Here is a 15,628-nt window from a genome sequence, read left to right as displayed (position 1 = left end):
ACGATCTAGAAGAAGAACTATCTCAGGAGCTGCCATGGGTTACCTTCAGCGCCCGGTCACCGAAGACCGGCCGGTTCGTATCGGACTGATCGGAGCGGGGTGGATCGGAAGTTTCCACGCTGAGTCCGTTGCGCACCGTATCCCCAATGCCCGGCTTGAGGCGATCGCCGATCCTGCCCTTCCAGCGGTCGAGGCACTTGCCGGCCGCCTCGGCGTTGCCAAGATCAGCAGTGACCCGGCAGATGTGGTGAATGATCCTGATGTGGATGCTGTTCTTATCGCCGCGCCTGCGCGCTTTCATGCCGGGCTGGTCGCCGCGGCTGCGCGGGCGGGTAAGCACGCTTTCTGCGAGAAACCGGGCGGCCGCACCGTGGAAGAACTTGATGAGGCACTGGACGCAGCAGGGGCCGCGGGCGTGATCGTCCAGTTCGGCTTCAACCGCCGCTACTCAAGCGACTTTGCCGCCGCCCGCAGGCTCATTGATGACGGTGCCATAGGAACCCCGCAGTTGCTGCGGTCCCTGACCCGCGATCCCGGCACTGCGGACGGGATTGCCAATCCGGAGCGGATTCCGCCGGGCACCATCTTTGTGGAGACCCTCATTCACGACTTCGACACCTTGAACTGGCTGAACCCCGGGGCTGTCCCCGTTCGTGTTCATGCTGTGGCTGACGCGCTGGTGGCTCCTGAAGCAAAAGACGGTGGGCTGTTGGATACCGCTGTGGTCACTGTGACCTACAGCAACGGAGCTATCGCTGTTGCTGAGGCCAATTTCAACGCGCTCTACGGCTACGACGTGCGGGGAGAAGTTTTTGGCTCTGCCGGAATGGTGACGGCGGGAGGCCCGCAGGCCAGTACGGCCATGAGCTATACCGCCGCCGGCATCAATGCGTCCACCGTCCGCCTGAACGTGGACCTCTTTCACGATGCCTATACGGCTGAACTCGCCCACTTTGTGGACTCCGTGATGGCCGACCGTGACGGTACCCAGGCCCCCGCCGCCCAAGCCGCCGGTGGAACCGACGCGCGGAACGCCTTGGCCGTGGCCCTTGCCGCCTCCCGTTCAGTTCAATCCGGGCTGCCGATTGATGTGGCAAGTATTGCCGCACTGCGCCCAGCCGAACCCGCATTGCACACCGTAGGTGATGAAGCATGAGCTTCCGCTTGGCTGCCTGCGCTGAAATGCTCTACGGCGAATTGCCCTTGATGGAGCGCGTGAAGAGGATCCATGAGCAAGGCTTCGAGGTGGAGTTGTGGGACACCCGAAATCGGGACATCGCGGCCCTGGCAGCAACAGGAGCCCGGTTCTCGTCGATGAGCGGCTATTTCGGCGGTAGCCTTACCGATCCCGGCAGTGCCGATGAGGTACTGGCGTCGGCGGAGAAACTGATTCCTGTCGCGCTTGAACTTGGAATCGAGCGTATGGTGGTCCACCCTGCAGAGCTCGGGGAAGGCGGCCGCGCCGTCCGCCCCGTTTACCGATCCACCGGCGACATGTGGCTGACCGGTCGGCGCACGCTCGAACGCCTGGCGGCATTGGGCGAGAAGTACGGAGTGGTCTTCGCGTTGGAGAACTTGAACACTGTGCTGGACCACTCCGGCATCCCTGTGGCACGTGCAAAGGACACCTTGGCGCTGGTGTCCGCGGTAAGCCACCCCAACGTCAGGATGATGCTGGACCTCTATCACGCCCAAATTGGCGAGGGCAACCTGATCGAACTTATCCGTACCGCGTTGCCTTGGATAGGGGAAATACAAGTGGCCGACGTCCCCGGCCGGTGCGAACCCGGTACAGGGGAAATCAACTACCGAGGTATCGCGACTGCGCTTAAGGCGGCCGGATACCAGGGGGTGGTCGGTCTCGAAGCGCAGGCCGCCGGAGGAGCCGGCCTGGAAGCAGGGGACGCCGCGCTGGCTGCTTTTCGTGCGGCCTTTGACAGCTAGCCACGAGCGGTAGGCATGCTTTCCCGGGCTGGTGCCATGAGCTTTTGCGTTGACCGCAGGGGGCACGGGTGGGCTGCGTCCAAGGACGAAAACTCGCGTAGCATCAAGGAAACCCGGTCAACCGGCAGCGCCGGGTCAACAGCAGCTAGGGGGCGTCTTGCGCGCAACGGTCAAGGACGTAGCGCGCCGTGCAGGGGTCTCACCTAAAACGGTATCGAACGTTATGAATGGGATCGTACCGGTGAGCGGCCCCACGCGGCTCAGGGTTGAGCAGGCCATGGCGGAGCTGGATTATGTCCCCAACCTCTCGGCGCGCGGACTGCGCAACGGCCGTTCGGGTGTTATTGGACTGGCGCTACCGGATCTGGCGACTCCCTTCTCTGCGGAGATTGCCCAAAGCATTGTGGAAGTTGCCCATGAGCAAGGCTTCAGCGTGCAGATCGAGGAAACCGGCTCCGACCCGCACCGTGAGCATGAGTTGATGACACGGGCGCGGGCCAACCTGATCGACGGACTGATTCTCAATCCCGTGGTGCTCAAGGAGAGTGCCGTGCAGGTGGGCGTCGCGCTGCCTCCGGTGGTTCTCCTGGGCGAAGTCACGCAGCGGCTGGCCGACCGCGTCTTTGTGGACAGCTTCGCGGCGGCGCGGGACATGACCCTCGCTTTGGCCAGGCCCGGTCGTCGGCGCATCGCAGTTCTGGGTGTCAATCGCGGAAGGCAATCCGCCACGGCGATCCAACGCGCGGACGGCTATAAGGCCGCACTCCAGATGCTGGGAATTGCCCAGGATGAGTCGTTGCTGATTTCCTGCGACAGTTGGACGCCCGCTTCTGCCGCCGTATCGCTGGCAGAGTATCTGGACGCCAACCCCTTACCTGAGGCGCTGTTCTGTTTCACCGACTCCATGGCTATCGGCGCCCTGAATACCTTGTGGAAGAGGGGCGTGCACGTTCCGGATGACATCGCAGTGGCCGGTTTCGACGACGTGATCGACGGACGGTTTGCGGTACCTTCGCTAACCACTGTTTCCTTCGATAAGCGTGCAATTGCCACGGAGGCCATGCGCCTGTTGACCGAGCGCATGTCCGACAGGGCCCATGGGCAACGGTTGGTTGAAATTGAGTACACCATCGTGGAGCGGGACAGCAGCAGAGCCTGAACACAGCACCGGAGGACTGGATCCTGAGCTTGCACCTAAATTGTGTGCGCTAACAATTTCTCTTGCCCTCCCTATTACAACGATGTAATGTGAGACTCGCGTCACCCCAGGGCCAACCTTTACCCGAGCGTGGAGATGCACCGGAACCGGACTTTGCAGTGAAGCAGTGACCTTTCAGCGGACCCATCCAAAGGAGTGACGGGTGAAGCAGTTTGAATCTTTGACCGGGAAAAGTTTGTCCCGGAGACAGCTATTGACAGGATCAGCGCTACTTGGCGGCGGCCTTCTGACCGCGGGCCTCACCGGTTGTGGCGGACCCGCCGGAGCCGCATCAAGGCAGACCATCAACTTTTGGCATCTCCTCTCCGGAGGTGACGGCACCAAGATGCAGGCCATGATCGCGAACGCCAATCAAGCCAACGCGGGTTTCAAGGTCCATCCCACCGTGCTGGCGTGGGGACCGCCCTACTACACCAAACTCGCCATGGCATCTGCAGGCGGACGGCCACCAGAGGTTGCCATCATGCACGCCAGCAGGGTCCCCGGATATGCCCCGGGCGGCCTCATTGAGCCGTGGGACCTGGGATTGCTGGCGGAGAACGGCATCACCCCGGAGAACTTCGCCCCGCGCATCTGGGAAAAGGGACAGCAGGGTGGGAAGGTCTTCTCCCTGGCCTTGGACTCGCACCCGTTCATCATGTTCTACAACACTGATGTAGCCGGCAAGGCCGGGCTTTTGGAAAGCAACGGCCGGTTGCAGGAGGTGAGCTCCCCTGAAGAGTTCAAGGCCATGGCACTGGAGATGCAAAAGATCACCAAGGCCCACGGATTGTCTTTCGGCTACCTGAATCTGGGGTCGCAGATGTGGCGGCTGTTCTACACGCTCTACAAGCAGCACGGGGCGGAGATTGTGCTGACCCCCGGCAAGCCCATGGAGGCTGACCGCGATGCCGCCATCGAGTCCTTGGAGTTCATGGCGTCACTCTTCGACGACACCATCGCGGCCAAGAGCGGTGATATCAATACCGGCATCGCAGAGTTTGTCCGGGGTGATTCGGGAATGCTCTTCAGCGGCGGCTGGGAACTGCCCACCATGAAGAAAGCCAACTTGCCGGTTGACGCCGTCACCATCCCCACTCTCTACGGAACGCCCGCTTCCTATGCCGATTCCCATTCCTTTGTCCTTCCACGACAGCTCGCCGTTGATGAAGAGCAACGGAAGGATGCGTACAAGTTTGTTAGCGACGTCTTGAAGGGCTCGCTGTTGTGGGCCGAGGCAGGCCACATCCCCGCCTTCCAACCCGTCATTCAATCGCCGGCTTACCGCGAGCTCACGCCGCAGGTCCATTACGCCAACGCCGCGGACATCATCGCCTATGATCCCGAGGCCTGGTTCAGCGGCTCCGGCTCGGACTGGCAGACCTACTTTGCCGAGCACATCCAGAACGTGCTTCTGGGACGCGATAAGGCAGTCACAGGTTGGGATGGCTTTGTGGCCCGCACCAACGATCTTCTATCCCGACCCAACCCGGTCTGACCGGCACCAGAGCACCGAGCGACATAGGAGTCCTTCATGAGTTCCTCTACAGCGTCCCGGCAGGCCAGCCAACCGCGGACAACCTTCAGTCCTGGCGTCAAAGCCGGTTCATCCCTCAGAAGAAGAAGGGATAACCTGAACGGCTGGGCGTTTGCAGCCCCCTTCCTGGTATTCTTCCTCGTCTTCCTCATTTGGCCCATCCTGTATGGCTTCTACATGAGTCTCACGGGCAAATCCCTGACAGGCGCCAACGACAGTCTCATCGGTTTTTCCAACTATGCGGAAGCCTTTGCCGATTCGGGCATGTGGCGTTCACTGGGAAACACCCTGTATTTCACGGTCATCAGTACTGTCCCGCTGGTGCTGGTTGCGTTGGTGATGGCGGCGCTCCTGAACATCGGCCTTCCGGCCCAGTGGCTATGGCGGCTCTCCTACTTTGCGCCATTCCTGTTGGCTTCCACGGTTGTTTCGTTGTTCTTCGTCTGGATGTACAACCCGCAACTCGGCCTGATCAACGATTTCCTGTCAAAGTTCGGAATACCAAAAGTCGGGTGGTTGAACGACCCCAACGTGGCCATGTGGTCGATCGTGATCGCGACACTCTGGTGGACGGTGGGCTTCAACTTCCTGCTGTATCTGGCAGCCATGCAGAACATTCCTGCACAGCACTATGAGGCGGCGTCCCTTGACGGTGCCGGCGCTTGGCGGCAGTTCTTCTCCATTACCTTGCCGCAGCTGACACCGACCACCGTGATGATTGTGTTGCTCCAGATCCTTGCTTCCTTGAAGGTGTTTGACCAGATCTACCAGATGACGGCGGGCGGGCCGGGCGGATCTACCCGACCAGTGGTCCAGTACATCTTCGAAACCGGGTTTACCGGATATCGGCTGGGATATTCAGCAGCCATCTCCTACATCTTCTTCGGGCTGATCGTGCTGGTTTCGGTACTGCAGTTCGTCATCACACGTCGCAGGAGCGCATAGCCATGGCCATTTCCACCCTTACCCGTTCCACCCCCGCCACAGGTTCCAGCCAAGTCGTACGCCAGCCGCGCAAAAAGTGGACTGTGGGCAAGATCGCGGCAGTCGCCGTCGCCGCGTTCATCGCCGTTCTGTGGCTGATTCCCTTCGCCTGGGCGACAGTTACTGCCTTCAAGTCCGAAGCAGATGCCTCAGCCTCCAAGATCAGCTGGTTTCCGCCGTCGGGTTTTACCTTTGACGCCTTTATCAATGTGTTCCAGGCCGGCAACATCCCGCTGTGGACGTGGAACTCCCTCTACACCTCGGCGGCCATCACAGCCATCACCCTGGTGATCTCGGCCCTCATGGCTTACGCCTTATCCAGGATCGAGTTCAAAGGCAAGAAGGTCCTGATGGCGGTGATCATCGCCGCCATCATCGTCCCGCCACCCGTGCTGATGATTCCGCTGTTCTACCAAATGCTCGCATTGAAAATGATCGACACCTCCTGGGCCATCATCCTGCCCCAGGTCATCCATCCCGCCATGGTGTTCGTCCTCAAGAAGTTCTTCGACCAAATCCCCCATGAGCTGGAAGAAGCGGCTGTGATGGATGGTGCCAGTCGTCTCCGAATCTTCATGCAGATCATCCTGCCGTTGTCCCGGCCGATCCTGGCCGCCGTCGCCATCTTTGTCTTCATCGGGGCGTGGAACAACTTCCTCTGGCCCTTCATTTCCACCAATGACGACTCCTTGCTGACCCTTCCCGTGGGCCTGCAGACCATCAAGAGCGCCTACGGCGTCCAGTATGCGCAGAACATGGCATCTGCGCTGCTCGCCGCACTTCCATTGATCGTCGTTTTCCTCTTCTTCCAGCGCCAAATCATCAAGGGCGTTGCGACCACGGGACTGGCCGGAACGTAACCGGCACCCTTTCGCCAACCACCAGTTTCAGAACACAACAGATTTAGAACACAACCAAGGAGATACATGTCCCGCGCACGCATCACCCTCGACCGCGACTTCACCATTGGCGAGGTACCCCGACGACTTTTCGGCTCTTTCGTGGAGCACATGGGCCGGTGTGTTTACACCGGCATCTACGAGCCCGGGCACCCCGAGGCGGACGCGAACGGCTTCCGCCAGGACGTCCTCACGCTGGTCAAAGAACTCGGCGCCACCGTCATCCGCTACCCCGGTGGCAACTTCGTTTCCGGATACAACTGGGAAGACGGCATTGGCCCGCGGGAAAACAGGCCCCGGAGGCTGGACGGAGCCTGGCACACCGTGGAAACCAACGCCTTCGGTCTGCACGAGTTCGTGGACTGGTCCAAGCAGGCCGGCACGGAAATCATGGAAGCCATCAATCTCGGCACCAGGGGAGTGGACGCCGCACGCGAGATCGTGGAGTACGCCAACCACCCAGGAGGAACCTACCTGTCCGACCTCCGCGCCAAGAACGGGCATAAAGAGCCGTTCAACATCAAGCTCTGGTGTTTGGGCAACGAGATGGACGGGCCGTGGCAGATCGGCCACAAGACTGCCGACGAATATGGACGTCTGGCGCAGGAAGCCGCCAAGGCCATGCGCTTCGTTGATCCCTCCCTTGAGTTGGTGGCCTGCGGCAGCTCCAACTCCGGGATGCCGACGTTTGGAGCATGGGAGCAGACCGTCCTGACACACACGTACGAGGAAGTGGATTACGTGTCCCTCCACGCCTACTACTACGAGCACGAAGGTGACGTGGGCAGCTTCCTGGCTTCCGCCGTCGATACTGATTACTTCATCGAATCAGTGATCGCCACCGCGGATGCCGTTCGTGCCAAGGGCAAGCACAAGAAGCACATCAATCTGTCCTTCGATGAGTGGAACGTCTGGTACCAGCGAGGCCTGGACACCGAAGACCAGCCGCACAACGTGATCAAGGCCGGTTGGCGGGAGCACCCGCGCATCATCGAGGACAAGTACAACGTGACGGACGCAGTGGTGGTTGGAACACTGCTGAACTCGCTGTTGCGCCACGGCGACCGCGTGAAGATCGCCAACCAGGCCCAGCTGGTCAACGTCATCGCACCGATCCTCTCGGAAGAGAATGGACCGGCGTGGAAGCAGACCATCTTCCACCCGTTCGCGCGGATGGCAGAGCTCGCCAAGGGCCAGATACTGCGCCTCTCCGTGGACTCGGACAAGTACTCGAATAACCGCTTCGGGGACACGGACCTGGTGGATGTCAGCGCTACGTGGAATGAGGAAACGGGCCGGGTTGCACTCTTCTTCGCGAACCGCGGGTTGGAAGAAGCCGCCGACGTCGAGGTTGCCCTGCGTGGTTTCGACGCCCGTCAGGTGCTCCGCGCAGAAGTTCTTGAAATTCCCGAGGACGGCGACCGCTTCACCATCAATTCCCAGGACCAGCCGGGCCGGGTTGGCCTGACGGCCCTGGAAGGTGTGAAGGCTACCGGTTCCGAACTCCGCCTGACACTGCCCGCCCTGTCCTGGGCCGTCGTCGAGCTTGATGTGGTGAAAGCCTAGCGACGCACCCAACCGGGTGACAGCAAACGTCGCAATGAGCGCTCATTGCGACGTTTGCTGTTACCTACTTGGGTTAAATGCTGCAGCCGTCCGGGCCGCAGGCCTCGGCATCGGATGCGCCCACGGGGATCAGCGGATTGGCTTCCTGCCACGCCTGGTTCAACGCCTGGCTGAACAGATCAGCCGGCTGGGCACCGGAGATGCCGTACTTGCGGTCGATGACGAAGAACGGGACACCGGTGACGCCGATGGCTCGGGCTTCGTTGATGTCCTGGGTTACCTCGTCCGCGTACTTGTCGGAGCTGAAGAGCTCGGCAACCTCGTCGGCGGGCAGCTCGAGGGCTGCGCCGAGCTCCGTGAGGTACTCATGGTTGCCGATGTCCTTACCGTGCTCGAAGTGATCGCTGAGCAGGCGTTCCTTGGCGGCGTCCTGGCGTCCGTGGGCAGCGGCCAAATGGATGAGGCGGTGGGCGGTGAAGCTGTTGGCCACCACAACCTTGTCGAAGTGGTACTCCAGTCCTTCGCCCTTGGCAGTCTCCGTGACGTGCGCGAACATTTGCTTGACCTGCTCCGGAGCCATGCCTTTGCGCTTGCTCAGGTAGTCCAACTCGGTGCCGTCGTAGTGTTCCGGGACCGAGGGATCCAGCTGGTAGCTCTTCCACTCCACGTCAACGGAGTCACGGTGCGGGAACTGTGCCAGGGCGGTCTCAAAGCGGCGCTTGCCGATGTAGCACCATGGACACGCGACGTCTGACCAGATCTCAATCTTCATGTTGGCTGCAACGCCCTGACGTGGCACGACATTCCGGGAGCGTGCTGTTAGTTTCCTCACCTTCCCCAAGGGTGTTGCCGGGGTGGCCGCTCAAGAATATGTTGGAACCAGGTTATGCAGACAGCCTTTGGGTTGGGGGTCAACACAGAGAAGATCTCGTGCGAATCGGACTCATAGTTGGACCTTGGTTTACCGTACCGCCCGAAAAATACGGCGGAACAGAGCGTGTAGTGGATGCGTTGGCGCGGGCCTTGTCCGACGCCGGCCACGAAGTCCTGCTGGCAACGGCAGCGGACAGTACTTGCCCTGTGCCCCAAGTCCCGGGCTTCGGCCCAGCCGTTCCGGAGGACCTGGGGCAGAGCTTCAGCGAGTTGGGGCATGTCATCAAGGCCTACGCGGAGCTGCGGGACGTGGACATCATCCATGACCACACGCTGGCCGGCCCGCTGTATGCACACAGACCACCTGGCATTCCGGTAGTCACCACCATTCACGGACCTCTATCGCCCAGCTACGCGCCGCTTTACCGGGACATGGCACGGGACACCGCTATCATCGCCATCTCCCACGATCAGTGCAGCCGGGTTGAGGACCTTGAAATCTCCGCAGTCATCCATCATGGCATTGACCTCTCGGCAGTGAGCGTCGGCCGCGGCGCCGGGGGATACGTCTGTTTTGTGGGCCGTATGTGCCCGGACAAGGGGCTGATGGAAGCGGTGGCCATCGCCCGGGAAGCAGGAGTGCCACTAAGGATCGCGGCAAAGATGCACGCTCCGGATGAGCAGGGCTACTTCCACGATGTGGTGCAGCCTGCTTTGGGGTCCAACGAAGAGTTCCTGGGCGAACTGTCCGATCCTGAGAAGTACGAGTTGATGGGCGATGCGATGGCGCTGCTCAACCCGATTCAATGGCACGAACCATTTGGGCTGGTGATGATTGAGGCCCTTGCCACGGGAACTCCTGTGCTGGCGACGCCCATAGGGGCGGCCCCGGAAATCGTCCGGCATGGGGCCACCGGTTTTGTCGGGTCTGCCCGGGAGCTGGCCGACTCCGTTGCCCGCATCCCGGACCTGAGCCGCGAGGCGTGCAGACGCTCGGTAGAAGAATCGTTCAGTGCCCAACGGATGGCAGCGGATCACGTGGACCTCTACGCCAAAGTGATCGAACAATTCCAAGCAAAACCTCTTCCCGGCGGGGGCCTGTTGCAAGAGAATCAGAGTCGAACCCTTTAGGGCTCCCCACCCTCAAGCAAGAGTAAGACTCCCGAGGAGGCCGTCCGGCCATGACCGCTTGGAACGAAGACACGGAAGCGGGGGCGTCCGAACTGGGTGCCGTGACCGTCGTCGAAGGTTCATCCTTTTGTATTTCCTCGCACTCCGGCGACATCCACGGCGGCGGCTCCCAAGGCACCTACTATCAGGACACGCGGATCGTTTCGCGCTGGATCCTGAGGATCAATGGCGCACTGCGGGAGCCTCTGGTGGCACGGAACCCCACTGCCTTCCAGGCCGAGTACGTGGGCAGGGCATGCTCAGCGGATGGGAGGTTCGACAGCCCCTTGGTAGTCCAGCATCAACGCCACGTCGGCGCAGGCCTGCGGGACGACATCACCATCAGGAACTACTCGGGGCAGGACGCGCCCTGCGAGATTGAACTGCTGATCGACGCCGACCTGGCCGATCTCTTCGACGTCAAGGGCGGCCGGACCAACAAAGCCGGGGCACCGACGAGGAAAGCGCACAAGAAAGAACTGCACATCGAATCCTCGCACTCCAGCGGTCAACGCAGGGGAGTGGCCTTCCGGGCCTCCGGAGCCAAGGTGTCCGACGACGGCTTACGATTCCACATCACCATCCCCGCACGCACCCAGTGGTCCACCAGCATCATCGCCCTGCCGTTGGTCAACGGAAAGGGGCCTAACGATCCCTTCACCGAAACCACGCCGCTGCACCACACCCCAAGCGTTCGTCGCCACGTTGCCTGGGAAGAGCACGTACCCCGGATCGCCGTGACGGACCGCAATGTGGAGGAGGTCCTGGAGCGGAGCCAACGCGATTTGGGCTCGCTGCGCATCTTCGATCCCGAGCATCCGGACCGCGTAGCGGTGGCGGCCGGAGCGCCTTGGTTCATGGCACTGTTCGGACGCGACTCCCTCCTTGCGTCCTACATGTCCCTCATGGTGGACCCGCGCTTGGCGGCCGGAACCCTGCAGACCCTGGCCGCGCTCCAGGGCAGCAAAGTGGACGTGGATTCCGAGGAAGAACCCGGGCGCATCCCTCATGAGGTCAGGCTCGGCGTCACAGCCGGGCTCTCACTGGGCGGAACTGCCTACTACGGAACAGCCGACGCGACACCCTTGTTCGTCTCGACGCTCGGCGAGCTCAGTCGATGGGGCCTGGGTTCGGACATCATCGAGTCCCTGCTGCCGCACGCGGACCGGGCCATCGAATGGCTGGAACATTACGGGGACCGCGATGGAGACGGCTTCATCGAGTACCAAAGGCCCAACGAGCACGGGCTCGTGAACCAAGGCTGGAAAGACTCCTGGGACGGCATCAACTTCGCCGATGGCCGGATGGCGGAGACGCCTATAGCCCTCTGCGAGGTGCAGGCCTATGCTTACTCCGCTTACGTGGGACGGTCGCTGCTGGCCCGGGCAGCGGGCGATACCGCCGTCGAGCGCCGTTGCGCGGACCGCGCCGCAGCGCTGAAAGCTGCCTTCAACGACGCCTTCTGGCTCCCGGATCAGGGCTATTACGCGCTGGCGTTGGACAAGGACAAGAAGCCCGTGGATTCCTGCACGTCCAATATGGGGCACTGCCTGTGCATGGGCATTGTGGACGAGGACAAAGCGCCACTTGTGGCGGAGAGGCTGATGTCACCGGAGATGTTCACCGGGTGGGGCATCCGGACTTTGGGATCCGACATGGGCGCGTACAACCCCGTCAGCTACCACAACGGTTCCGTCTGGCCCCACGACACCGCACTCGCCGCCACAGGGCTCATGCGGTACGGCTTCGTGAAGGAAGCCAGCCGGGTTGCGAGCGGACTGTTCGACGCCGCCGAACACTTCGGCGGTCAGCTTCCGGAACTTTTTTGCGGCTTCGACCGCGGAGATTTTGCGGAGCCGGTTCCCTATCCGACGGCGTGTTCTCCGCAAGCATGGGCGGCTGCGGCACCAGTACAACTCGCCCGGATCCTGCTGCGGTTCGATCCCGATTTCACCCGGAACGTGCTGCACCTGGCGCCCATCCTGCCGGACTCCCTGGGCACCTTCAAAGCTGACAACGTGCTGCTGGGGCGCTCGCGGATCACCATTGAAGCCTCTGGCTCGTCCGGAAGCGTGACCGGGCTGCCGGCTGGACTGGAGTTGCGGAGTGACCCACGGCCGCCGTTGGCGGGGGACTTGTTCGGGTAGTTTCTTAGAGCTCGAGCTCCATGACGAAATCGTGCTCCACGGTGTCGCCCAGCTTGAACGACTTGGTGCCCACCCGCTGGAAGCCGCTCTTCTCGTAAAACCTGATGGCCTTCGCGTTCTCGCTGTTCACCCCGAGCCACACTCCAGCCGCACCCTTGTCCGCTGCGTCGCCCAGCGATGCCTGGATGAGTTGTGACGCGGCACCCTTGCCGTGGTGGTCAGGGTGGACGTAGCACTTGCTTAGCTCCGTGGAGGGGAGCGCCGAGAGCACCGAGGCCACGTCCGGGTCGCTGGCCGGCTTGGCGATCAGCATGGTGTACCCGTTGAGCTGCCCGTCGTCGTCGAGCACCAGGATGGTGATGTTCGCGTCCGCGAGGTAGTCCTCGAAGTTGGCCTCGCTCAGTGTCTTCTCAAGGTGGGCCTGGATGTTCGCCGGCGAGGAGCCGGGCGGGCACGCCAGCGGGAAGGTGACGGCGGCAAGCTCTGCCAGCTTCCCGGCGTCGTGCGTTGTTGCGGTGCGGATGGTTTCAGTCACGTGAGTCAGGATACGGCCGAGACCGTGAGTTTACGTACTGTAGCCGTGCCACCCTCCACGCTCAGCTCGGTGCGCAGGTTCCCGGATGCGGGGAACACCAGATCGGTCAAGACAACTTTGCCGTCTTGTGCGAACACCTCCACCGAGCCGTGGTCGACGATCACACGGAGCCTGAGCACGCCATCCTCAAGGGTCACGGGGGCAGACTCTGCCGATGCGAACTTTTCGTGGAAAGTGGTGTTCCCGGAGTTGCGTCGATCCAGGGTGAGTTGGCTCGTCGCCGTCTCGAAGCTGATAAGCGTTGCGGCATCTCCGTCCGGTGCGCCGAGAAGGCCCAGGGTGGTTGTTCCGGCAGTTCCGGGCAGGATCTCGGCGTCAATCACCTGCACTGAGTCGACCCGCTGGACTGAAGCAGGATCTGCGTGCGGCAATTCCACCGTGGAATCGCGAATTTCCTGGTTATCGATGGTGTGGATGGTTGGCCCGAGGTCGGCCGGCAGAACGGGGCGCTGGACCAGGCGGGGCAGGCCGTCGATGGTGGCCAGCTCCACTTCGCGGGCCAGCGACATGCTGGATCGCCACGGGGACGTCGGCAGGGAATTGGCGTAGTCCCAGTTATTCATCCAGCCGATCATGATGCGGCGGTTGTCCTGGACATTGCTGAAGGAGACTGCTGCGTAATAGTCGCGGCCCCAATCGAGCCATAGACAGTGCCTCAGGTTGGTATTTCCGTCCTCAACCAACGAATCGCTGTCCGCAGCGAACTGAACCCCATCGAAATGGCCCACGAAGTACTGTCCTCCCGAGCCCCCTGCGACGGCACCCGGGTTGATGTTGACCACCAGGACCCACTTGACGTGGTCCGGGTTTCCGTCCACGGGAAGAGGGAAGAGATCAGGACATTCCCACTCCCCGCCCGTGGCATTGGCAGGCCCGAACGTGCTCAGGTACACCCATTCCTTGAGGTCGGCCGAGCGGTACAGGACAACTTTCTGGTGCTGTGCCTCCACCGCCACCATCACCCAGAATGAAGACGACGCACCGTCGTAACGGAACACCTTGGGATCGCGGAAATGCGCCGAGCCCCGATTGAGGACCGGGTTGCCCGCGTACTTCTGCCACGTCATTCCCGCGTCCGTGGAGAAGGCGAGAGACTGGGCCTGAATCCCTTCGAGGCCCGAACCTTCCTTGAAAGCGCTGGTGTAGATGGCAACCAAGGCCGGGTTTTCCGGGGTGCCAAAGCCGCTCGTGTTGCCCTCATCCACCACGATGCTTCCGGAAAACACGTCCTCTTGCCCATCACAGGCGATGGCTACGGGATGCTCGTTCCAGTGAAGCAGGTCCTCGGAGGTGGCATGGCCCCAGGACATGTTGCCCCAGACGTTGTCGAAAGGGTTGTTCTGGTAGAAGAGATGGTAAACGCCCTGGTAAAACACGAGTCCATTGGGATCGTTCAGCCAAGTGCTGTTGGCCGTGTAGTGAAGTACCGGCCGGCCGATGTTGGAGGGTTGGCTCCGCGTCGTCCCACCGGAGAACTCGACGGCCCCCGCTGCGGTGTCAACGATATCGACGAGAGCCTCACCGGCTACCAGGACATCCGTTTCAGGGCAGGAGGGGACAGGGCGGCTGTGCATTGGTGGTCCTCTATGGTCAGGGGCGTCCGGGACTGGACGCAGATGGAGTCAGGTGTTGGTGCGGGCGGTCACTTCTGCGCTGCTGTCGCCAGCACCGGATGGTGCGGAGGCCACGGAATGACGCAGGACCAAAGGGCAGGGAAGAACGGTGGGGTGGGCAGTCAAAAGCTGCAGGTCTGTTTTTCCCTCGATGGCGTCGATCAGGTTCTTTGTTGCCCATGCGCCCATTTCATAGTGCGGAAGGGCGACCGTGGTCAGCGAGGGGTAGAGATTTTCGGCAATGAGCTGCTGGTTATCGAAACCCACGATTGAGAGGTCTTCGGGTATCCGCAGTCCAAGTTTCCCGGCCGCCCTATAGGCACCCATGGCCATCCGGTCGTTGTAGCAGAAGATGGCTGTGGGCCGGTTGGGGGACTCCAGGACACGCAGCGCCGCTTGGTAGCCGCCCGGCACTTCGGAAAGTTCCGAGTGGACCAGCTCTTCATGAAACGTCAGTCCGGCATCGGCCAACGTGTCCTTGAAAGCCTTCAGCCGGGAGTGCGTTGCCGGGACGTCGTCGGTGTTGTTGATCATGCCGATCCGCTTGTGCCCGGCGTCGATGAGGGTTTGCACCGCGAGCCGTGCGCCGCCGGCTTCATCGGGGATGACTGAGGAAACCGAGTGGTTGATGTCCTCGGAGTCCACGAGGACTGCCGGAACCCCCGCCAGGTTCTTGGGAACGGACAGCTTCCGGTGGTACATGGTGGCATACAGGATGCCGTCCACCTGCCGATCCAGCAGGTCAGCGACGTCGCTTTCACGCGAGTCCTGGGAACCGGTGCTGGTGGAGTTGATGATCATAATGTTGTACCCACGGGCCCGCGCCGTTTCCTCTGCCCCGAGGATGATCCTGCCTGCGTGCGGAGTGGTGGCAATCTCTTCGCTGATGAAACCGATCATGCCCGAACGTTGGGTGCGAAGGGCCTGGGCCAGCCGATTGGGTCCGTAACCCAGACGCTGGGCCGCTTCGTGGACCCGTTCCCTCGTTTCGGTACCTACGCGGGCGTAAGCAACGTCATTAAGGACATGGGAGACGGTGGTGACAGAGACACCGGCCGCGGCGGCCACGTCTTTGATACCTACAGATCTTTTGGTCATTGCT

13 protein-coding genes are annotated in these 15,628 nt (G+C 61.6%); 9 read left to right on the top strand and 4 right to left on the bottom strand.

The annotated features are described in order from the left end of the window. Positions 1 to 34 precede the first annotated feature (34 nt). The 7 genes from A477_RS0107155 to arfA all read left to right on the top strand — a co-directional run bounded on the left by A477_RS0107155 (position 35) and on the right by arfA (position 8,128). The gene (locus A477_RS0107155; RefSeq protein ID WP_017198337.1) at positions 35 to 1,156 is read left to right on the top strand and encodes a Gfo/Idh/MocA family oxidoreductase; all 1,122 of its coding nucleotides are present in this window, start codon (positions 35 to 37) and stop codon (positions 1,154 to 1,156) included. Then, positions 1,153 to 1,944, top strand: coding sequence for a TIM barrel protein (locus A477_RS0107150; RefSeq protein ID WP_017198336.1), 792 nt, complete (start codon positions 1,153 to 1,155; stop codon positions 1,942 to 1,944). The genes A477_RS0107155 and A477_RS0107150 overlap by 4 nt, the downstream gene beginning before the upstream one ends. Before the next feature lie 157 nt (positions 1,945 to 2,101). Then, positions 2,102 to 3,103 carry a LacI family DNA-binding transcriptional regulator gene (locus tag A477_RS0107145; protein ID WP_026005418.1) on the top strand — a complete coding sequence of 334 codons (1,002 nt, stop codon included), beginning with the start codon at positions 2,102 to 2,104 and terminating at the stop codon, positions 3,101 to 3,103. Positions 3,104 to 3,305: 202 nt separating this feature from the next. Beyond that, the gene (locus tag A477_RS0107140) at positions 3,306 to 4,640 is read left to right on the top strand and encodes an extracellular solute-binding protein (protein WP_017198334.1); all 1,335 of its coding nucleotides are present in this window, start codon (positions 3,306 to 3,308) and stop codon (positions 4,638 to 4,640) included. A gap of 36 nt (positions 4,641 to 4,676) precedes the next feature. Beyond that, positions 4,677 to 5,624: a carbohydrate ABC transporter permease gene (locus A477_RS0107135; RefSeq protein WP_017198333.1), complete on the top strand. Its 948-nt coding sequence runs from the start codon at positions 4,677 to 4,679 to the stop codon at positions 5,622 to 5,624. A gap of 2 nt (positions 5,625 to 5,626) precedes the next feature. Further along, complete coding sequence (locus A477_RS0107130) at positions 5,627 to 6,523, top strand: carbohydrate ABC transporter permease (RefSeq protein ID WP_017198332.1); 897 nt, start codon at positions 5,627 to 5,629, stop codon at positions 6,521 to 6,523. Between the two features lie 66 nt (positions 6,524 to 6,589). After that, entirely contained in the window at positions 6,590 to 8,128 is a 1,539-nt protein-coding gene (gene arfA / locus A477_RS0107125; RefSeq protein WP_017198331.1) for an arabinosylfuranosidase ArfA, read from the top strand. A gap of 73 nt (positions 8,129 to 8,201) precedes the next feature. On the opposite strand, the gene A477_RS0107120 is transcribed toward arfA, so the two are convergent. After that, a complete protein-coding gene (locus tag A477_RS0107120) occupies positions 8,202 to 8,900 on the bottom strand; it encodes a DsbA family oxidoreductase (RefSeq protein ID WP_026005417.1) in 699 nt (232 codons plus the stop codon). Between the two features lie 158 nt (positions 8,901 to 9,058). Between A477_RS0107120 and A477_RS0107115 the strand changes: the two genes are divergently transcribed. Together A477_RS0107115 and A477_RS0107110 are read left to right on the top strand one after the other, a co-directional pair. Then, on the top strand, positions 9,059 to 10,132 hold the full coding sequence (locus tag A477_RS0107115; protein ID WP_020372808.1) for a glycosyltransferase family 4 protein: 1,074 nt from the start codon (positions 9,059 to 9,061) through the stop codon (positions 10,130 to 10,132). A 50-nt stretch (positions 10,133 to 10,182) separates the two neighbouring features. Continuing rightward, the gene (locus tag A477_RS0107110; RefSeq protein ID WP_017198329.1) at positions 10,183 to 12,318 is read left to right on the top strand and encodes an amylo-alpha-1,6-glucosidase; all 2,136 of its coding nucleotides are present in this window, start codon (positions 10,183 to 10,185) and stop codon (positions 12,316 to 12,318) included. 4 nt (positions 12,319 to 12,322) lie between these two features. Here the strand turns inward: A477_RS0107110 and A477_RS0107105 are convergent, their stop codons facing one another. The 3 genes from A477_RS0107105 to A477_RS0107095 are packed head-to-tail and all read right to left on the bottom strand — an operon-like array spanning position 12,323 to position 15,624. Further along, the gene (locus A477_RS0107105; RefSeq protein ID WP_017198328.1) at positions 12,323 to 12,853 is read right to left on the bottom strand and encodes a GNAT family N-acetyltransferase; all 531 of its coding nucleotides are present in this window, start codon (positions 12,851 to 12,853) and stop codon (positions 12,323 to 12,325) included. A gap of 5 nt (positions 12,854 to 12,858) precedes the next feature. Beyond that, entirely contained in the window at positions 12,859 to 14,487 is a 1,629-nt protein-coding gene (locus tag A477_RS0107100) for a glycoside hydrolase family 32 protein (protein WP_017198327.1), read from the bottom strand. 48 nt (positions 14,488 to 14,535) lie between these two features. After that, a complete protein-coding gene (locus A477_RS0107095; protein WP_017198326.1) occupies positions 14,536 to 15,624 on the bottom strand; it encodes a LacI family DNA-binding transcriptional regulator in 1,089 nt (362 codons plus the stop codon). Positions 15,625 to 15,628 lie beyond the last annotated feature (4 nt).

The sequence above is a fragment of the Arthrobacter sp. M2012083 genome (assembly GCF_000281065.1).
GTDB lineage: Bacteria > Actinomycetota > Actinomycetes > Actinomycetales > Micrococcaceae > Arthrobacter.
This window is presented reverse-complemented; position numbering and strand designations above follow the sequence as displayed.

Coding starts and splice junctions, on each gene's coding strand:
- A477_RS0107155 (WP_017198337.1), top strand. CDS start 35: ATGGGTTACCTTCAGCGCCCGGTCACCGAAGACCGGCCGGTTCGTATC.
- A477_RS0107150 (WP_017198336.1), top strand. CDS start 1,153: ATGAGCTTCCGCTTGGCTGCCTGCGCTGAAATGCTCTACGGCGAATTG.
- A477_RS0107135 (WP_017198333.1), top strand. CDS start 4,677: ATGAGTTCCTCTACAGCGTCCCGGCAGGCCAGCCAACCGCGGACAACC.
- A477_RS0107130 (WP_017198332.1), top strand. CDS start 5,627: ATGGCCATTTCCACCCTTACCCGTTCCACCCCCGCCACAGGTTCCAGC.
- arfA (WP_017198331.1), top strand. CDS start 6,590: ATGTCCCGCGCACGCATCACCCTCGACCGCGACTTCACCATTGGCGAG.
- A477_RS0107120 (WP_026005417.1), bottom strand. CDS start 8,900: ATGAAGATTGAGATCTGGTCAGACGTCGCGTGTCCATGGTGCTACATC.
- A477_RS0107110 (WP_017198329.1), top strand. CDS start 10,183: ATGACCGCTTGGAACGAAGACACGGAAGCGGGGGCGTCCGAACTGGGT.
- A477_RS0107100 (WP_017198327.1), bottom strand. CDS start 14,487: ATGCACAGCCGCCCTGTCCCCTCCTGCCCTGAAACGGATGTCCTGGTA.
- A477_RS0107095 (WP_017198326.1), bottom strand. CDS start 15,624: ATGACCAAAAGATCTGTAGGTATCAAAGACGTGGCCGCCGCGGCCGGT.